This window comes from Bradyrhizobium iriomotense (assembly GCF_018130765.1).
Lineage (GTDB): Bacteria > Pseudomonadota > Alphaproteobacteria > Rhizobiales > Xanthobacteraceae > Bradyrhizobium > Bradyrhizobium iriomotense_A.
Genome location: NZ_JAFCJZ010000019.1, coordinates 108,786 through 125,716, shown reverse-complemented (window position 1 = coordinate 125,716; position 16,931 = coordinate 108,786). Strand labels below are relative to the sequence as shown.

Annotated in this window: 13 protein-coding genes; 4 read left to right on the top strand and 9 right to left on the bottom strand. The window is 65.2% G+C overall.

Annotation, left to right across the window (positions count from 1 at the left end):
* Nucleotides 1–9 precede the first annotated feature (9 nt).
* Both JQ635_RS28265 and JQ635_RS28260 read left to right on the top strand, forming a co-directional pair.
* Nucleotides 10–1,269 carry an HlyD family secretion protein gene (locus JQ635_RS28265; RefSeq protein WP_211413044.1) on the top strand — a complete coding sequence of 420 codons (1,260 nt, stop codon included), beginning with the start codon at nucleotides 10–12 and terminating at the stop codon, nucleotides 1,267–1,269.
* Entirely contained in the window at nucleotides 1,217–2,830 is a 1,614-nt protein-coding gene (locus tag JQ635_RS28260; RefSeq protein ID WP_211413043.1) for a DHA2 family efflux MFS transporter permease subunit, read from the top strand. Before JQ635_RS28265 ends, JQ635_RS28260 begins: the two co-directional genes overlap by 53 nt.
* Nucleotides 2,831–2,848: 18 nt before the next feature.
* Here the strand turns inward: JQ635_RS28260 and JQ635_RS28255 are convergent, their stop codons facing one another.
* Nucleotides 2,849–3,328, bottom strand: a complete 480-nt coding sequence (locus tag JQ635_RS28255) for a host attachment protein (protein WP_246583827.1) — start codon at nucleotides 3,326–3,328, stop codon at nucleotides 2,849–2,851.
* 208 nt (nucleotides 3,329–3,536) lie between these two features.
* Here JQ635_RS28255 and JQ635_RS28250 point away from each other — a divergent pair, with 208 nt between their 5' ends.
* Complete coding sequence (locus JQ635_RS28250) at nucleotides 3,537–4,064, top strand: Hsp20/alpha crystallin family protein (RefSeq protein ID WP_211413042.1); 528 nt, start codon at nucleotides 3,537–3,539, stop codon at nucleotides 4,062–4,064.
* 68 nt (nucleotides 4,065–4,132) lie between these two features.
* On the opposite strand, the gene JQ635_RS28245 is transcribed toward JQ635_RS28250, so the two are convergent.
* The 5 genes from JQ635_RS28245 to JQ635_RS28225 all read right to left on the bottom strand — a co-directional run bounded on the left by JQ635_RS28245 (nucleotide 4,133) and on the right by JQ635_RS28225 (nucleotide 11,242).
* A complete protein-coding gene (locus tag JQ635_RS28245; protein ID WP_211413041.1) occupies nucleotides 4,133–5,794 on the bottom strand; it encodes a tannase/feruloyl esterase family alpha/beta hydrolase in 1,662 nt (553 codons plus the stop codon).
* 93 nt (nucleotides 5,795–5,887) lie between these two features.
* Complete coding sequence (locus tag JQ635_RS28240; RefSeq protein ID WP_211413040.1) at nucleotides 5,888–7,339, bottom strand: GntP family permease; 1,452 nt, start codon at nucleotides 7,337–7,339, stop codon at nucleotides 5,888–5,890.
* A 3-nt stretch (nucleotides 7,340–7,342) separates the two neighbouring features.
* A complete protein-coding gene (locus tag JQ635_RS28235) occupies nucleotides 7,343–8,362 on the bottom strand; it encodes a patatin-like phospholipase family protein (protein WP_211413039.1) in 1,020 nt (339 codons plus the stop codon).
* A 111-nt stretch (nucleotides 8,363–8,473) separates the two neighbouring features.
* Entirely contained in the window at nucleotides 8,474–9,718 is a 1,245-nt protein-coding gene (gene serA / locus JQ635_RS28230; protein ID WP_211413038.1) for a phosphoglycerate dehydrogenase, read from the bottom strand.
* A gap of 291 nt (nucleotides 9,719–10,009) precedes the next feature.
* The gene (locus tag JQ635_RS28225; protein ID WP_211413037.1) at nucleotides 10,010–11,242 is read right to left on the bottom strand and encodes a rhodanese-like domain-containing protein; all 1,233 of its coding nucleotides are present in this window, start codon (nucleotides 11,240–11,242) and stop codon (nucleotides 10,010–10,012) included.
* 231 nt (nucleotides 11,243–11,473) lie between these two features.
* Here JQ635_RS28225 and JQ635_RS28220 point away from each other — a divergent pair, with 231 nt between their 5' ends.
* The gene (locus JQ635_RS28220; RefSeq protein WP_211413036.1) at nucleotides 11,474–12,091 is read left to right on the top strand and encodes a hypothetical protein; all 618 of its coding nucleotides are present in this window, start codon (nucleotides 11,474–11,476) and stop codon (nucleotides 12,089–12,091) included.
* A 40-nt stretch (nucleotides 12,092–12,131) separates the two neighbouring features.
* On the opposite strand, the gene JQ635_RS28215 is transcribed toward JQ635_RS28220, so the two are convergent.
* The 3 genes from JQ635_RS28215 to JQ635_RS28205 all read right to left on the bottom strand — a co-directional run bounded on the left by JQ635_RS28215 (nucleotide 12,132) and on the right by JQ635_RS28205 (nucleotide 16,752).
* Nucleotides 12,132–13,328 carry a PepSY-associated TM helix domain-containing protein gene (locus JQ635_RS28215; protein ID WP_211413035.1) on the bottom strand — a complete coding sequence of 399 codons (1,197 nt, stop codon included), beginning with the start codon at nucleotides 13,326–13,328 and terminating at the stop codon, nucleotides 12,132–12,134.
* A gap of 2 nt (nucleotides 13,329–13,330) precedes the next feature.
* Nucleotides 13,331–15,667, bottom strand: coding sequence for a TonB-dependent siderophore receptor (locus tag JQ635_RS28210; protein ID WP_211413034.1), 2,337 nt, complete (start codon nucleotides 15,665–15,667; stop codon nucleotides 13,331–13,333).
* A 200-nt stretch (nucleotides 15,668–15,867) separates the two neighbouring features.
* Nucleotides 15,868–16,752 carry a dihydrodipicolinate synthase family protein gene (locus tag JQ635_RS28205; protein WP_211413033.1) on the bottom strand — a complete coding sequence of 295 codons (885 nt, stop codon included), beginning with the start codon at nucleotides 16,750–16,752 and terminating at the stop codon, nucleotides 15,868–15,870.
* Nucleotides 16,753–16,931: the final 179 nt, after the last annotated feature.

The following is a 16,931-nucleotide window of genomic DNA, read 5'->3' as shown; positions in this document are numbered from 1 at the left end:
GAGCCGGCCATGACCGTCCACACCACCCCATCCGCTGCCGCCCAGACCGCCGTCGCGGCAACCGCCCTGGAGGGCGTCCTGCCGGCCGCGCCGGTCTACGCAAGCCGGAAAAAGCTCAATTTTCGCAAGCTGTTGCTGCTGGGGGCCGCGGCCGTCGCGCTGGCCGGTGCCAGCTTGTACGGCTACGATTACTGGACCGTCGGCCAGTACCTCATCTCCACCGATGACGCCTATGTGAAGGCCGACAACACGACCATCGCGCCGAAGGTCAGTGGCTATCTCAACCGGGTTCTGGTCGCCGATAACGAGCATGTGAAAGCTGGCCAGGTGCTGGCCGGGATCGACGACCGCGACTTCCGGGTCGCACTCGACCAGGCCCGCGCCGACGTGCAGGCGGCGAACGCGACGGTCGTCAGCAAGGAGGCGCAGCTCGAAGTTCAGGAAGCGGTGATCGCAGCCGCGAAGGCGACCATCGACGTCGCCACGGCCGCGAAGACCTTCGCGCAGCAGGAGAACAAGCGCTACACGGATCTCGCCAGGACCGGCTATGGCAGCATCCAGAACGCACAGCAGGCGCAGGCGCGCGATGCCGGCGCCGACGCCGCGATCGCGCGCGACAACGCCAACCTCATCTCCGCACAGAAGCAGGTCGATCTCCTCAAGGCCGAGATCGTGCAGGCCAAGGCCGCCACCGCGCGCGCAGCCGCGGTCCAGCAGCAGGCGGAGCTCAATCTCGGCTACACCACGATCGTCTCGCCGATCGACGGCGTCGTCGGCAATCGCTCCTTGCGCGTCGGCCAGTTCGTGCAGGCCGGTACGCAGCTGATGTCGATCGTGCCGGCCGCTGGCGCTTACGTCGTCGCCAATTTCAAGGAAACGCAGCTCACGCACGTCGCACCGGGACAGGCCGTCGATATCGAGGTCGACATGTTCCCGGGCCAAATCGTGCATGGTCACGTCGATTCCCTCGCGCCGGCCAGTGGCCAGGAATTCGCGCTGCTGCCGCCCGACAACGCCACCGGCAATTTCACCAAGGTGGTGCAGCGCATCCCGGTCAAGATCGTGCTCGATGCCGAGCATGGACCCGCCATTGCGCTCCGGCCCGGCATGTCCGTGATCCCCACCATTGCGACACGTTCAAGCGCGCCGACCGCGAATGCGGCCGCGGCGCCCAAGACAACGTCTAAGGCAAAGCTCGTTTCCGGAGGGTCGTGCCATGTCAAACAGCCTCTCACTTTCGACGCAAGCAACACCGGCCGCGACGCCTGATCGCGCCGTCAGCGATCCCAACCGCGCGAGCCTCGCAACCTGGATCGCCGTGCTCGCGGCCATGATCGGCTCGTTCATGGCGATCCTGAACATCCAGATCACCAACGCCTCGCTGGCCAACATCGAGGGCGGCATCGGCACCGGCGCCGACAACGGCTCCTGGATCTCGACGTCGTATCTGATCGGCGAGATCATCGTGATCCCGCTGACCGATTACCTCAGCCGCGTGTTCTCGTTCCGCCGCTACATGCTGGCGAGCGCGACGCTGTTCGCGGCGTTCTCGGTCGCCTGCGCCTTCACCCATGATCTGCCGTCGATGATCGCGATGCGCGGCCTGCAAGGCTTTGCCGGCGGCGTGCTGATTCCGATGGCCTTCACGCTGGTGCTCACCAAGCTGCCGAAGCCGCAGCAACCGGTCGGGCTCGCGATCTTCGCGCTGTCAGTCACCTTTGCACCGGCGATCGGCCCGACCATCGGCGGCTATCTCACGGAGACCTATGGCTGGCGCACCATCTTCTTCGTCAACGTGATCCCAACCGCCGTGATGGTCGCCGCGCTCTATCTGACGCTGGAGCGGCAGAAGATGCAGCTTGGTCTCCTGAAGGAAGGCGACTGGGCCGGCATCGTCACCATGGCGATCGGCCTGTCGGCGCTGCAGGCCGTGCTCGAGGAAGGCAACAAGGACGACTGGTTCTCCTCACCCTTCATCGTCAAGCTCGCGATCATCGCCGCTGTCAGCCTCACGCTGTTCGTCACGATCGAGCTCACGATCGAAAAGCCGCTGATCCGGCTGCGCCTCTTGAGGCAGCGCAATTTCGGCTTCGGCACCATCGCGATGACGATGGTGGGCTTTGCGCTGTTCGGCTCGGTCTACATCCTGCCCGCCTATCTCGGCCAGGCGCAGGGCTACAATGCGGAGCAGATCGGCAATGTGCTGGCCTGGACCGGCCTGCCGCAGCTCGTGCTGATCCCGCTGATCCCGAAACTGATGCAGCGCTTCGACACGCGCTACATCGCCATCACCGGTCTTCTGATCTTCGCCTATAGCTGCTTCATGAACACGGCGATGTCGCCGGACTATGCCGGCGATCAGCTCTGGATTCCGAACATCGTGCGCGCGGTCGGCCAGGCCATGGTGCTGACGCCGCTGACCTCGGTGCTGACAGGCGGCATCGCGCCGCAGGACGCGGCTGCGGCCTCCGGCATCAGCAACATGTTCCGCAATCTCGGCGGCGCGATCGGAACGGCAACGCTGGCGACCATCATCACCAAGCGCGAGCAGTTCCACTCCAACATCATCGGCCATTCGGTCACGCTCGGCCGCGAGGAGGTCCGCAGCCGCATCGCCCAGATGACGGACTATTTCATGGCCCACGGCGTGCCCGACCCCAATGCCGCACGCGAGCAGGCCATCATCGCGCTCGGCAAGACGGTGAAGCGCCAGGCGCTGGTGATGGGCTATTCCGACACCTTTGCGGTGATCGGCGTGGTGCTGGTGCTCGCCGCGGTCGCCGTGCTGCTGACGCGGCGGGTGAAGGCAGCGGGCGGGCCGGCGCATTAAACGAGTCCCTGGGGCACTCTAATACTCGGCCGCCAGATGCCGGGCGATTTCGCCGACCGGAAGTCCCGTCAGGTTCTTGGATAGCTCGCCGACGACGCGCGCCTTGACATCGGCATGAAAGGCATTGCGCAAGTCCGCGAGCACTCTCGGCGGCGCGACGACCACGATCGCCTTGACGTCGCGCTCGCGCGCGAGCCGCTCCATTGCGCCGGCGACACGATGCGCGAATCGATGCTCCTCGATATTGTGCCAGTCGGCATTCTCTACGGCTACTCTTTCCCCGGTAGGCTTGTTCACGCGGCCGGGACGATCGGTGCCCTGCTCTCGCGTGGGCGGATTGTCGTCCTCGAAGACGTTTTCAGTCTTCAGATCCGGATGCGAGGGATTTCCCTCGTTGCGCAGGAACAGGGCCTTGCGGCCATCGCCGACGAACACGAACGCGTTGTGAGGAATGATCAGACCGCCCATGTTCGACGCTCCGACGTTGGCACCCAGCATTCAAACCTTTCTTCGTAGACCTTGTTGATTCAAATCAGCGCGAGCTTCCCGCTCAAAACGGTACGCAGTCCTTACCAATGTCGGAGCACGGGAACCTCGAGGCATCCGATATCGCGCTTTTCAAATTTGAGAGAAATCAACGACGGGTCGTGGGCACGGGGAGAGAATTTCTTGCATAGACCAAGCTCCATTTTCTGAGGAGAAGATCATGGCAAGCGAAACCAAGCTCCCTGTCACCAAGAAGGCCAACGAACCCGCATTCGCAAGCGAAGCGTGGCGACCATTCGAGACGCTCCGCAAGGAAGTCGACCGGCTCTTTGAGGATTTCGGTGGCGACGATTTCTGGCGCCGGCCCTTCCGTTCGCTCGCCGGCTTCGAACGCAATCTCGCGCAGAAGCTCGCCAGCACTCCGGCCGTCGATGTCGCCGAGAGCGACAAGGCCTATGAGATCACAGCCGAATTGCCCGGGATGGACGAGAAGGACATCGAGGTGAATGTCGCCAATGATGGGCTGACCATCAAGGGCGAGAAGAGGGTGGAAAAAGAGGAGCAGCAGAAGGACTACTACGTCTCCGAACGCCGCTATGGCTCCTTCGAGCGATATTTCAGACTGCCCGAGGACGTCGAAGCCGACAAGATCGAGGCGTCGTTCAAGAACGGCGTGCTCAAGGTGACGCTGCCCAAGACCGCCGAAGCGCAGAAGCCGGCCAAGAAGATCGAGGTCAAGGCAGCCTGACGATGAGTTCAAGCGGGGCTGCCGGGACCGGCAGCCCCGCGCATTTCCCCCTCAATTGTCGCGCTCCCTCACTGCGCGCAGAAATAGCTCGACGCTTCCGTCACCGACCCCGCCTTGTAGTGCGGCCAGGCCGGCCAGCGGCACAGTGGCAGCGCGCGGACGACAGGGAACGCAGGCGCTTCGACCTTCTGCTCGGTCACTTCGAGGTCACCGGGCGCCTTGTCCTTCTCGACCCAATCGACCAGCACACTGAGCATGTCGACATTGGCGGGCGCGCCCGAGCCGACATGATCGACGCCGGGCGCGGTGTAGAGCCGCGCGAACTGCGCCGCCGTCGCCGTACCCATCAAGCGCTCGACATTCTCGAAATAGCGGATGCCGGCATAGGGACTCTGCGCATAGTCAGCCATGTGCTCGAGGATGATCAGCTTGCCCTTGCGCTCGCGAAAGCGGCTGAGATCAGGATTGGTCGAATCCATCAGGCTGGAAACCTCGAGCAGCCGCGCATTGTGGTCCTCGGGCTTGTAGGTGGTGACGTCGAGCTTGGGATCGCGTGCGAACACATACTGGATGCCGCCGGCGCCGTAGATCCAGGCGATGCCGTTGTTCGGCGCAGGCGGCTGCGCGGGCGGCGCAGTGCCGAGCCACCACGCGGTCCAGCCGCCGGTCGGGCCGGCCGCCGGCGTGTCCTCGCCCGACACACCCCAGCCCGGATAATCGTCGAGGCCGTTGGCGAGCACGAACGGGAATTTGTAGGTCGCGTGCAGCGTGTTAATCGCCTTGATCTGCGGATCGGTGAGGCACTGATCGCCGCTCTTGCCGGCCCCGCAGCGCAGCGTCTCGACCTTGAACACTGCCTTGCAGGTGACGGGATCCTGCACCAGTGCGTCGTCGGAGCCATCGGCCTTGTCGCACGCCGCGCGCACGGCCTCGCCGACGAGCTTGACCTGCGCCGGATTGATCCAGCCCTCGCCCATGGTCGCAAGTCCCGAACGCATGCCGGCATGCTGCAGGCCGACCCAGTTGATGACGGGCACGCGCGAAAAAATGCCGTCGAAATCGTCGGGGTAACGCTGCGCCATGGTGAGGCCTTCGCGGCCGCCCTCGGACGAGCCCATGAAATACATCTTCTCCGGCTTCTTGCCGTAGGCGCGCTCCATCAGCGTCACGGCCGCGTCGCGTACCTTCTTGTAGGCGCGGTGGGCAAAATTCTCGAAGGCTTCGTCATTCAACGCGAACAGCTGCGGCAGCTCGCCCGGCTTGGTCTCGTGACCTGAATCGGTGCCGTAGGTGACAAAACCGCGCGCGAGCGGCGACGGCTTGTCGAACGGATAGGCCGGCGGCAGCGCAAGGCCGGTGATCAGCACGCCGTTGAAGCCGCCGCCGCCATATTGCACCGAGCGCCCGTTCCATTCGATCGGAAGATTGACCTGGAATTTGATCGGCGGCGCCTTGGGATCGACAGGGTCGATATGGCCGAGCACCTTACAGAACGCAGGATTGGCGGGCGTAACGCGCCCCGATGGCGTCGGGCCGCGCTCGGCGACAGCGAGAGTCGATGGAGACTGAAACGTCGCGGCATCGATCTTCACGGCATCAGTGCCGCCGACCAACCCCTTGCAGACCGTCTCGGCATCCTCCGCCAGCGTCAGCGCCGACGCGCCGCTCGCGCTCATTGCGGCCGCCGTGCCCACCAGCCATGCACACAGCTTCGCTCTGTTTCGCATCATCGTTTCCACCCGGCTTGTTCTGTTGCGTTCGAAAGTTGGCTGCATTCAATGCAACCTTCGCCCGTCCGTCAATCGCTCACGTGCGCATTCGGCTCACGAGCCCAGCGCAGTGCCCAGGGCGATCACGGCCACCAGCGCCAGGAGCGACGTCACGATGCCGACCATGACGATGTCGAAATAGCTGTCGCGATGGGTCAGGCCGCAGATCGCGAGCAGACTGACCACGGCGCCGTTGTGCGGCAGGATGTCGAGGGTCCCCGCGCCGATCACCGCCACGCGATGCATCAACGCGAGGTCGATCCCGGTCCGCGCGGCAAGTTCGACATAGGTCGGGCCGAGGGCGTCGAGGGCGATGGTGAGCCCGCCCGATGCCGAGCCGGTCAGCGCGGCCAGGATGTTGGTCGCAACCGCAAGCGAGACCAGTGGTCCCCCTTCGATCGCCAGCACCCAGTCGCGCACGATCGTGAACGCCGGCAGCGAGGCGACGACGGCGCCGAATCCGACGAGGCTGGCGACGCTGAAAGCCGGCAGGACCGACGCATTGGCCCCGGCATCCATGGTCCGGCGCAGCGCCGGCAGGCGCGTCCAGTTCAGCGCGATGGTGGTGACGATGGCAGCAGCCAGCGCAACCGCGACCGACCACACGCCCGCGACGGCTGCAAGCGTCGTGTCACCAAAGCGCGGCTCGGCGAGATAGCTGACATCGAGCCGCGGCAGCACCACGAGCGACATCACCAGATTCACGGTGACGACGACGACCAGCGGCGCGATGGCATTCAGCACCGGCGATGACCGGTCGCTGCGATGACCGTGCTGCAGCTCCGCCGGATCGAACTCGCGGGCTGTCGTCGCGCGCTCGCGCACGAACTCGTCGGCGGCGGCGCGCTCGGTCGCGCCCTCCGCATCGTCGCCGTAGCCCTCTCCGGCGCGGCGCGCTGCCGCTTCGGCACGGTGCAGCCACCACAATCCGGTGCCGAGCATGATGAGCGAGGCGACGATGCCGAGGCCCGGCGCGGCAAACGGCGTCGTGCCGAAGAACGGCATCGGGATCGCGTTCTGGATCGACGGCGTGCCCGGCAGGGCCGACATCGTGAAGGTCGATGTCCCCAGCACGATCGCGGCCGGGATCAGACGACGCGGGATCGAAGCCGCGCGAAACAGCGAACGGGCCATGGGAACGATGACGAAGAACGCAACGAACAGGCTCACGCCGCCATAGGTGACCAGCGCACCGGCGAGAACGACCGCCAGGATCACGCGCCGCTCGCCAAGACGCTCCGCCATGAAGCCTGCGACCGACGTCACCGCGCCGCTGTCATCCATCAACTTGCCGAAGACGGCGCCAAGCAGAAAGATCGGGAAGAACTGCGCCAGAAATCCCGCTGCGTTCACCATGAACACCTGGGTCAGGTTCGCGAGCAGCGGCTCGCCGCCGAACAGCGCGGCCACGAGTGCGGCGAACGGTGCGAGCAGCAGGACGCTCCAGCCGCGGAAGGCGAACAGGACGAGCAGGCCGAGCCCGACGAGGAGGCCGAGGAGACCCATGCCTCAGCACTCCGACAGGAGGACGTCGAGATCGGCGGTCGAACGACGGCCGATATCCGCGCCGTGCTCGGCGAGGAAGGCGTCTGCCGCCATACGTCCCTCGGCGCGCAGCATCGAGACGAACTCCCACTCGGCGTTGAGCTTCGAGGACGCGCCGAACTTCGCCAGCATGTCGCTCTTGATCCGGTGGGTCCGCATCTTCGCCCAGCGCGCGCCCTCGCCGCTGCCGGGGTCGGCCGCCTGGCGCAGCAGCGCGATCATGCGCAGCTCCTTCATCAGCGGCGAGTTGAAGGAGATTTCGTTGAGCCGGTTGAGGATCTCCGCAGCCGTCCGTGGCTCCTCCGGCCGCTCGGTCGGATTGATCTGGACGAGGATGGTGTCGTGCGCGTCGCTCTCGCGAACCAGCGGCGTGATCGTCGGGTTGCCGGCGAAGCCGCCGTCCCAATAGGGCTCACCGTCGATCTCGATCGCGCGGAACATGGTCGGCAGGCAGGCCGATGCCAGCAGCACATCCGCCGTGATCTCCGCGTTGCGGAAGATACGGCCGCGCCCGGTGCGCACCCGCGTCGCGGTGATGAACAGCTGGATCGGCGAGCGCACGAGGCGTTCGAAATCGATGCTCTCGGCCAGCACCGCGCGCAGTGGATTGTAGCCCGTGGGATTGAGGTCGTAGGGCGACAGCACGCGCGACATCAAATCGGTGAGAATGTAGAAGGGCGACGTATCGAGGGTCCAGCGCCCCATCAGGCGGTCGAGCGGCGAGCGTTGCAGCGGGCTGAAGGCCGCGGCCCTGGAGACGCGGCGCCAGTATTGCTCGAGCGCCTCGCGCGCGCCCTCGGCGCCGCCGGCCGTCCAGCCATCCGCCAGAACCGCCGCATTCATCGCGCCTGCGGAGGTTCCGGAGATTGCGGCGATCTCCAGCCATTTCTCTTCCAGGAGGCGGTCGAGCACACCCCAGGAGAAGGCGCCGTGCGAACCGCCGCCCTGCAGCGCGAGATCAATCAGTACGGCGTCCCGTTCCATGGCGGACACTCACGCAACTGAAGCTCAAATTCGACGTGATTTCTGGCCACGTCGAATTTGACGACAGTGTGAGAGCAGTTGCCGCAAGATGCAACCGGAACGTGGGGGCGTTTAGTGCTCGAATACCAGCCTTGCGCCGACCGTGCCGTCGAGCGCGCGGATCTGCTGGAGCAGCTCGCCCGAATCCTGGCCGCCGAGATCGGCGTCGAGCACGACGTAGCCGAGATCGCCGGCGGTCTCCAGATATTGCGCGGCGATGTTGATGTCGCGCTGGAGGAAGACCTCGTTCAGCCGCCGCAGCATGCCGGGCACATTGCGATGGACATGGCTGAAGCGCGCGCCGGAGGGGCGCAGGTGCAGCTGCACTTCCGGGAAATTCACCGCGCCCATGGTCGAGCCCGTGATGAAATAGTCGACCAGCTTGCGCGCGACCTCGCCGCCGATGCGCTCCTGCGCCTCCTCGGTCGAGCCGCCGATATGCGGGGTGAGGATGACGTTGCCGAGGCCTTGGATCGGGCTCTTGAATCGCTCCGAATTCGAGGACGGCTCGACCGGAAACACGTCGACGGCAGCGCCGGCGATGTGCCCATCACGCAAGGCGCCGGCGAGCGCATCGAGATCGACCACGGTGCCGCGGCTGTTGTTGATGAAGAACGAGCCCGGCTTCATCGCCCGCAGCTCCTTCTCGCCGATCATGCCTGATGTCTCCGGCGTCTCCGGCACGTGCAGGCTGACGACGTCGCTCTGCGCCAAGAGCTCCTCGAGCTTCTCGACCGGCTCGGTGTTGCCGTGGCGGAGCTTGTCGGTGCGATCGTAGAAGATCACGCGCATGCCCATGGCCTCGGCCAGCGTCGAGAGCTGCGAGCCGATATTGCCGTAGCCGACGATGCCGAGGGTGCGGCCGCGCACCTCGCGGCTGCCGGCCGCCGACTTGTCCCAGCCGCCCTCATGTGCGGACACCGAACGCGGAAAGATCTGCCGCAGCAGCATCACGATCTCGCCGATTACGAGCTCGGCGACGCTGCGCGTGTTTGAGAACGGCGCGTTGAATACGGGAATACCGCGCTTGCGCGCCGCCAGCAGGTCGACCTGGTTGGTGCCGACGCTGAAGCAGCCGACCGCGAGCAGCTGATCGGCGGCCGCGAGCACGTCGTCGGTGATCTGGGTGCGCGAGCGGATGCCGAGCAGCGACACGCCTTTGAGCGCCCGGCGCAGATCCTCGCCGTCCAGCGCCTTGGTCAGCCGCTCGACATTGGTGAAACCCGCGCTCCTGAACAGGTCCACAGCGCTGTCATTGACGCCTTCGAGCAGAAGCGCCTTCGCGCTCCGCTCAGGGCTTTGGCCTGGGGCTGGCATAGTATCTCCTGAAATGGCGGCTTTGCCGCAGCTCATAGACCGCGGACGGTGCACAGCACAATAGGGTTTGGATACGGGGAGAAGATGGCGGGGCGATGGGTGTGCTTGGCATCCCACCAGCCCGGTAATCCCCGCGACCAGAGCAGCCGTCCCGTCATCCTGAGGTGCGAGGCATGGGGCGCAACGCGTCCCATGGGGAGCCTCGAAGGATGAACGGCCCCGATGCAGCCGGGCCGTCGCCCTTCGAGGGCCGCCAAGAGGCGGCCACCTCAGGGTGACGGATAACAAAATTCAAATCACATAGAACCCGTGTGTCCCGTCGCGCCGGAGCTGCTCGACGAGGCCGTACTCCCAATCAAGATAAGCCTGCATCGCCCGCTCGGCGACGCCAGTGCCCTCATAGGGACGGCGGTAGCGGTGGGCCGGATCGGGCTTCGGCAGCACGAGCGGCGGGCCGACGTCCAGCGCGCCGTCATAGCCGCCCTCAAGCACATAGAGCTCCCAGCCCATCTGCGCGAGCCAGGACGCCGTCATGTCGGCGCGTACGCCCTTGTCGTCGGTCAGGACGATGCGCGCGCCGCGCGCCGGCGCGGCCATGTCGGTCTCCTGGACCAGCTGGCCGCCGGGATAATGACGGAAGCCCGCCAGATGGCCGGCCGCATATTCCTCGGCATCGCGCACGTCGAAGCGATAGAGCGTGCGATCGGGCTCTGCGAGCAGCGCCGCCATCTCGCTAGCGCCGATGTGGCGGACGCCGGCGCGATAGGCGACGTCGCGGGCATTGGCCGGGCCGCCTTCAAACGACCCGATTGCGCCGCGCCGGTCGGCACCGTGGTTGAGCGCGTGCCGCGCCAGGGTCCAGCCGATCGTGCCGTTGCGCAGCGCCCGCACCTTGTTGGGCACGCCGGCATTGATCAGCGACTGCGTGCCGATGATCGAGCGCGTACGCCCGGCGCAATTGACGATGATGGTGGTCTCAGGGTCGGGCGCGGCCTGCCCTGCCCGCAGCACCAGCTCCGCGCCGGGCACGCTGACCGAGCCCGGGATGTTCATGGTCGCATATTCATCGAAGCGGCGGACGTCGAGGATGGCGATGTTGGCCTTGTCCGCGATCAGCTTTGCCACCTCGTCGGCGCTGAACGAGGGCGTATGGCGGCGCGCCTCGACCAGCTCGCCGAACGCTTTCGAATAGGAGTTGACGTCCTCGAACACCTGATAGCCAGCATCGCGCCAAGCCTTCAGCCCGCCGCCGAGTGCGCTGATATTGCTGTAGCCGAGCGCGGCAAGGCGTTCCGCGCCGGTCGCGACCAGCCCCTCGCCGTCATCATAGAGCACGATTGCCACATCCTTGCGCGGCAGCCGCACCTCGGCCTCGACAGCGATCCGGCCCAAAGCCATGTTGGCGGCGAACAGCGGATGGCCGGTGGCAAAGCCGGCCTCGTGCCTGAGATCGAGCAGCGCAATTTCCTCGCGCAGAAGCAAGGCGCGGCGAATATCGGCGGGGGTGACGGTCGGGATCGTCATCGGACAGGCAGCCTTCGAAGTTTTAACAGGGCGCTTTTGGCCGATTGCAGACCGCTTGACCAGCCCGACGAGAGCATGCCCTCCCCACTCCGCGGCGTACATCCCCCAGACCGGGGAGAAGAAGCATGTTGTCCGCGGGCGCGAGGCGGGTAAAGTTCCGATTCGTGCGTGGGGGGCAGCATGCGAATCGTAAAATTCCTGGTGGTGTTTCTGGTGCTTCCGGCTGCGGCCATGGCCGCGCTGACCAATGCGGAGCGCAAATCCCAATTCGAGCGAGCGATGGCGTCGATCGTAGCCGCGACGACGCCGACCGTGTTCGGCTTTGTCCGCGACACGCTGATCAAGGACTACGTCGCCTGCAAACCCAACAAGGGGCAGGCCGTGGAGCTCGTCGGCGCGAGCTATTTTCGGTCCTGTGAACACGAGGACGCGTCGGTCACCGGCGAACGCTCGCTGGAATCGTGCCAGTTGCGCTACGGCAAGCCGTGCGCCCTGCTTGCGGTGAATGAAGAGATCGTTGTGGAGGGCGAACTGACCGCGCGGGACATGCCGCGACTGCATTATGCGGGCAAGTATGATCTGTCGCAGATTCCGATCATCCGGCGGGTGACGCGACAGCGCGCCGACGTGCAGAACTACGACAAGGCTATGGAGCCCAAGGCCATGGCGATCCACCCCTGGGGCAAGTTGTTCATCTCGGCCGGGGATCCAAGTCTGCAGGACGCACAGACCTCCGCACTTGCAAAGTGCAACAGCGATCCGGCGCGGAATGGCAGGGATGGCGGCTGCTTTGTCTACGCCGTCAACAACGATGTCGTCATTGGTGAACGGCGCATGCAGCCGAAGTGACGTGACGGGATGACACCGGACGATCGAGGTGCCCGACCCCTCACTCGCCCGGAACGAGGCGCCCGAGCGGCGCCTGCGCGGGGCGCCGCAGCTTGCGGCGCGACAGATAGAGCAAAATGCCGGTGATCGAGAACAGCGGCATCAGGGCCGCGGCAATCATGAACGCGAGCTTGCCGGGCCAGCCCAGCACCGCGCCACAATGGATGTCGAGCACGTTGGCGATGATCTTCTCGCCGAACGTCTTGTCGGCATAGCGTTCCGCGGAGGTCAGCTGGCCGGTCACGGCATCGATGCGGAATTCATCACGCGTGGTGTCGAGCGTCGAATCCTTCGCCCACGACCGGATCCGTATCGCCGTGCCGGGGCTAGGCGGCAACGTCAGCAAGGCCCTGGCAAAGCGGCCGCCCTCCTCACGCCGGAACGTCGTCCATGCCTGGTCGAATCCGATCGGCTGGGCCGGCTCGGAGCGGGCGGACGCGCGCGGAGTCTTTGCGGACATTTTGGGCTGCATCTTCGCAGCACTGACCTCCGGGCGTGCCAGCAGCCAGACGACTCCGTCCTTGTACCAGTCGAACGAGTACCACAGTCCGGTCAGCGTCATCACCAGATAGACCGGCAGGACCCAGGTGCCGATGACCGCATGCAGCGAGCGATGCAGCCCGCGTCCGCTGAGCCCGAGATTCGGCTTCAGCCACATCTTCACGCTACGCGCGCGGCGCGGCCAGCGCAGCACGAGGCCCGAGACCAGCATGACGATCAGGCCGAGCGCGGCGATGCCGGTGATCTGGCGGCCCCAGCCCTTGGCATCGCCGGGGATCAGCAGCCAGCGATGCAGCCTGCGCACCGTCGCGAAAAATTCTTCGCCGCGCGGCGCCCCCAGCACGCGCGCGTCATAGGGATCGACATAGAGCGACGCCGGTCGCGTGCCCTGCTCGTCGCGCGCGAAGCGGACCCGCACGGCGGCGGCAGGATCGATCGACAGCGTCACGGCCGAGACCTGACCGAAATCCTGCCTCGCCTTCAGCCGGGCGACCAGCTCGTCCGGCATCAGCGCCGGCATCTCGCGCAGCGCGACATGCATGATGCCGGCATTGAGATGATCGACGATCTCGTCCTCAAAGCTCATGACCGCGCCGGTCAGCGCGATCAGAGCAAGCAGCAGCGCGAGCGCCAGGCCCGCAATGGAATGGACCTGCAGCAGGGCAGCCTTGATGGTATGGCCCAGCCGCGCTGCCATGGCTAGAACTTCACCGTCGCCGACAGCGAGAAGCGTCGGGCATCGCCGATGGCGACGTTCAGATTATTGACGGCGGAAGGATAGTAGACAGTGTCGAACAGGTTCTTGACGTTGAACTGATAGATGACCGGAAGCTGCTCGTACTTGGTCTCGTAGGTCGCGAAGATGTCCGCGACGACATAGGACGGCAAGAAGAAGGTATTCGTCGAATCGCCGGGGCGGTCGCCGACATAGCGCGCGCCGCCGCCGAGGCGGAGCTGGCCCGGCAATGCTGTGCCGAAGTCGTAGACCAGATAGAGCGAGGCCGTGTTCAGCGCGACGTTCTGCAGCTTCCTGCCATAGAGCGTCGGATCCTCGGAGGCCGTCACCCGCGCGTCGGTATAGCCGTAGCTACCGATCAAGGCCCAGCTGTCGGTGAGCCTGCCGGTGACGTCCAGCTCGACGCCCCGTGAGTGGGCGCGGCCGACAGTGTGGAGCTCCACCACGCCTGCGCTGTTCGTCTTGGTCGTCTGCACGTTCTTCTTGTCGAGATCGTAGAGCGCCAACGTACCGGAGATGCGTTTGTTCAGATCGAACTTCACGCCGGTCTCGTAGGACACGCCCTCTTCCGGTGCGACATTGGAGTCGATCACGACGCCGATCGGTGCAATGGTCGAATTCGGCTTCAGCGATTCAGTGTAGCTCGCATAGAGCGAGATCTCGTCGGTCAGCTTGAAGATGGCGCCGCCGAGGGGAAGCACCTTGTCCTGGGATACGTTGGTATTGGTGTTGAACGGCTTTCCGCGCCCAGCGATCTGGTCGTAGTCCATGTAGCGCACGCCGCCGACCAGCGCGAACCGCTCGGTGAGATGCAGCGTGTCCTGGACGAACAACGACCATTGACCGAGCTTGTCGGTCTGGGCGCTGTCCATGTTCGACGCTGTCGTGCCGGGCCCGATCAGCCCGTAGACGGGATTGTAGACATTGAAGGCGGGAGTTGCCTGCCGGATCAAAACGTCGCGGTAGATCGTGCGATACTGACCGTCGCCGCCGAACACCACGTCATTGCGCATGTTGCCGAGCCAGAAGCTGCCTGAAACGTAGGACGTTCCGTAGCTGACGTTGCTGAGCGAGCTTCCCGTGCCGTCATTGCTGCGCTTCTCGGCGCCGGTGGTGAAGTCGATGCTGGTGATGCGGAGCTGATTGGCGCTGAAGGTTTCGGTGTTGTAGCTGTAGCCGGCGTAAAGCTTCCAATCCTGGTTGAAGCGATGCTCAACCGAGGCCTGCATCAGGTCGGATGTGCCCCAGGTGTTGTTGAAGGGCTCGTCGAGCCGGCGGTCGGCGGGAACTGCCAGCGGCGCCTTCGTCACCGGATTAAACGCGGTGCCGCGGTCGAACGGATAGATGAACTCACGGTGCTCGTAGTTGAGCTGGACGGTGGTGTCCTGGCCGTACCAGGCCAGCGACGGTGCGACCAGCATCTCGCGATGGCGCCCGAAATTGCGCCAGTAATCCTCGCTGACACCGTAACCGATGAAGCGATAGGCAAGACCCTGGTCGCCGATCGGGCCGGTGACGTCGAGCAGGCCATCAGCGCCGGTCTTGGAGACACTGAAGGCCGAACCGAGCAGCGTGACCGAGCCGTGCTGATAGAGTTCGGGACGCTTGCTGATGGTGTTGACGATGCCGCCGGGGTCCATGATGCCGTAGAGCAGCGAGGCCGGCCCTTTCAGCACCTCGACGCTTTCGACCGCGGCATTGAGGCTGCGGCCCTGCACCAGCGGCATGCCGTTGCGCATGATCGAGCCGTCGCGGTTGTCGCCGAAGCCGCGCCGGATGACGGCGTCCTGGGTGCCGGCGAGCGTGTTGGTTTGAGTGATGCCGGAGATGTTGATCAGCGCATCGTCGATGTTGCGCGGCAGCTGATCCTTCAACACCTGCTCCGGCACGATGTTGACGGACTGCGACGTGTCGAGCGGCGAGGCGCCGCTGCGCAGCGTCGTCGCGCTCGGCATCGCGCGGTAGCCGAGCTTGGCGGCCTGTTGCGCGGCGGCTTCTGCGGCAGCGCGCTCCGAGAGCGTCGGCACCGCAGGCGCAGCCGTGGCATTGCGACTGCGCTGGCGCGCCGCGGCTTGCGTGCGGCGTGGAGTCCCCTCCGATGCGCGGGCCGGCTTCGGCCGCGGCGCCGGTGCTTCCACCGTCACCGGCGGCAATGCCGATTGCGCCCGCGCGCTCGTCGTGTTGGTGGGAGATTCGATGAGCAGCACCGCTGCACCGATGAGAAGACCTGCACGGCTCTTGCCGGCACGGGTTCGATGGCCGCTGTCGCGCTGGCCATCCACGAAGGCACGCACTTTCATTCCACTTCAAGTCAAGAACGTTGAAGTGTGCGCGTGTAACAGCCACTGCGATCGAGGAGAACCGCAGCCGAGCTTGAATCGCTCTAGTCTTGAATCGTTCTAGGCGCAGAGGAACGCCAAACGTCAATCAACGATTGATCTCGCGGAAATCGCGACACGCTGCGCGAGAATTTGCGGCAGCGTGTCCCGATATTTCACGATCACGCGAAGGCGGGAGCCACCAGTTCGTCGAGCTTCCGCTTGAGCGCGGTACCGTCGGACAAGGCGCGGAGCGGCGGTCGCACGCGCAGCCAGCTTGCATCGCCGGTCTGCGCCGCAAGGATCGCCTTCAGCGTCGTGAGGAAAGATGGCGATTTCACCACGATGTCGATCGCCGCCTGCATGCGCGCTTCGACGTCTTTGCCGTCGACCATCGCCTTGACCAGCTCCGGCGCAATGTTGGCCATGCCGCAGATGGTGCCGGCGCCGCCGGCGGCGATCGCGCGGGTGATATCGGCTTCGTTGCCGACGGTGATGGCAAGCTCCGGCGCGGCGGCGCGGAACGCCTGGAACTGCTTGAAGTCGCCGCTGGAGTCTTTCAGACCGGCGACCACTTTGCCGTAGCGCTTGCGCAGGCTTGCGGCGACCGTCGTCGGGATCGCAACACCCGAGATTTGCGGGATGTGATAGAGATAGGCGCGCAGGCGATCGTCGGCGACGCCATCGATGATCGCGGCGAACGCATCCTCGATACCCTCGGGCGTGACGTTGCGATCGAAATAGGGCGGCAACATCAGCACGTGGCGCAGGCCGAGGCCGAGCACGGCGCGCGTCAGCGCGATGCTGTCGGTGATGGCGGGAAAACCGCCGCCGATGCCGATGCGCTCCGCAGCGACGCCGTTCTTGAGCAGAGCCTCGATGGTCGCGATACGTTCGCCGGCATTGAACGAGGTGCCCTCGCCGGTGGTGCCGAACAGCACGACGCCGTCGACACCTTTGCTGAACAGGTGCTTGGCGTGAGCGGCGAGCTTGGCGGAGTCCACGCCGCCGTCCGTTGCCAGCGGCGTCGCCGACGCCACCCAGAACCCGCGAATCGCCTCCGTCATCACACCACCCTTTGCTGCGGCCGCCGGCTAAGCCTCTGATCCCTAACGATCTTCTCAGCCAAACAGAACCATGTTTTTGCTTTACTTTTCATCTTGTACCTTACATACAAGAAGGGCGCAAACCCTTTCCACCGTCACGGCGCGCATGACGCCCCGGCGAATCCTTAAGGAGGTCTCGC

Bases quoted from the DNA above. Each gene is read 5' to 3' on its own strand.
- JQ635_RS28260 (WP_211413043.1), top strand. From the start codon at position 1,217: ATGTCAAACAGCCTCTCACTTTCGACGCAAGCAACACCGGCCGCGACG.
- JQ635_RS28235 (WP_211413039.1), bottom strand. From the start codon at position 8,362: ATGGAACGGGACGCCGTACTGATTGATCTCGCGCTGCAGGGCGGCGGT.
- JQ635_RS28215 (WP_211413035.1), bottom strand. From the start codon at position 13,328: ATGGCAGCGCGGCTGGGCCATACCATCAAGGCTGCCCTGCTGCAGGTC.
- JQ635_RS28255 (WP_246583827.1), bottom strand. From the start codon at position 3,328: ATGCTGGGTGCCAACGTCGGAGCGTCGAACATGGGCGGTCTGATCATT.
- JQ635_RS28225 (WP_211413037.1), bottom strand. From the start codon at position 11,242: ATGACGATCCCGACCGTCACCCCCGCCGATATTCGCCGCGCCTTGCTT.
- JQ635_RS28210 (WP_211413034.1), bottom strand. From the start codon at position 15,667: ATGAAAGTGCGTGCCTTCGTGGATGGCCAGCGCGACAGCGGCCATCGA.
- JQ635_RS28250 (WP_211413042.1), top strand. From the start codon at position 3,537: ATGGCAAGCGAAACCAAGCTCCCTGTCACCAAGAAGGCCAACGAACCC.
- JQ635_RS28205 (WP_211413033.1), bottom strand. From the start codon at position 16,752: ATGACGGAGGCGATTCGCGGGTTCTGGGTGGCGTCGGCGACGCCGCTG.
- JQ635_RS28240 (WP_211413040.1), bottom strand. From the start codon at position 7,339: ATGGGTCTCCTCGGCCTCCTCGTCGGGCTCGGCCTGCTCGTCCTGTTC.
- JQ635_RS28245 (WP_211413041.1), bottom strand. From the start codon at position 5,794: ATGATGCGAAACAGAGCGAAGCTGTGTGCATGGCTGGTGGGCACGGCG.
- JQ635_RS28265 (WP_211413044.1), top strand. From the start codon at position 10: ATGACCGTCCACACCACCCCATCCGCTGCCGCCCAGACCGCCGTCGCG.
- JQ635_RS28220 (WP_211413036.1), top strand. From the start codon at position 11,474: ATGGCCGCGCTGACCAATGCGGAGCGCAAATCCCAATTCGAGCGAGCG.
- serA (WP_211413038.1), bottom strand. From the start codon at position 9,718: ATGCCAGCCCCAGGCCAAAGCCCTGAGCGGAGCGCGAAGGCGCTTCTG.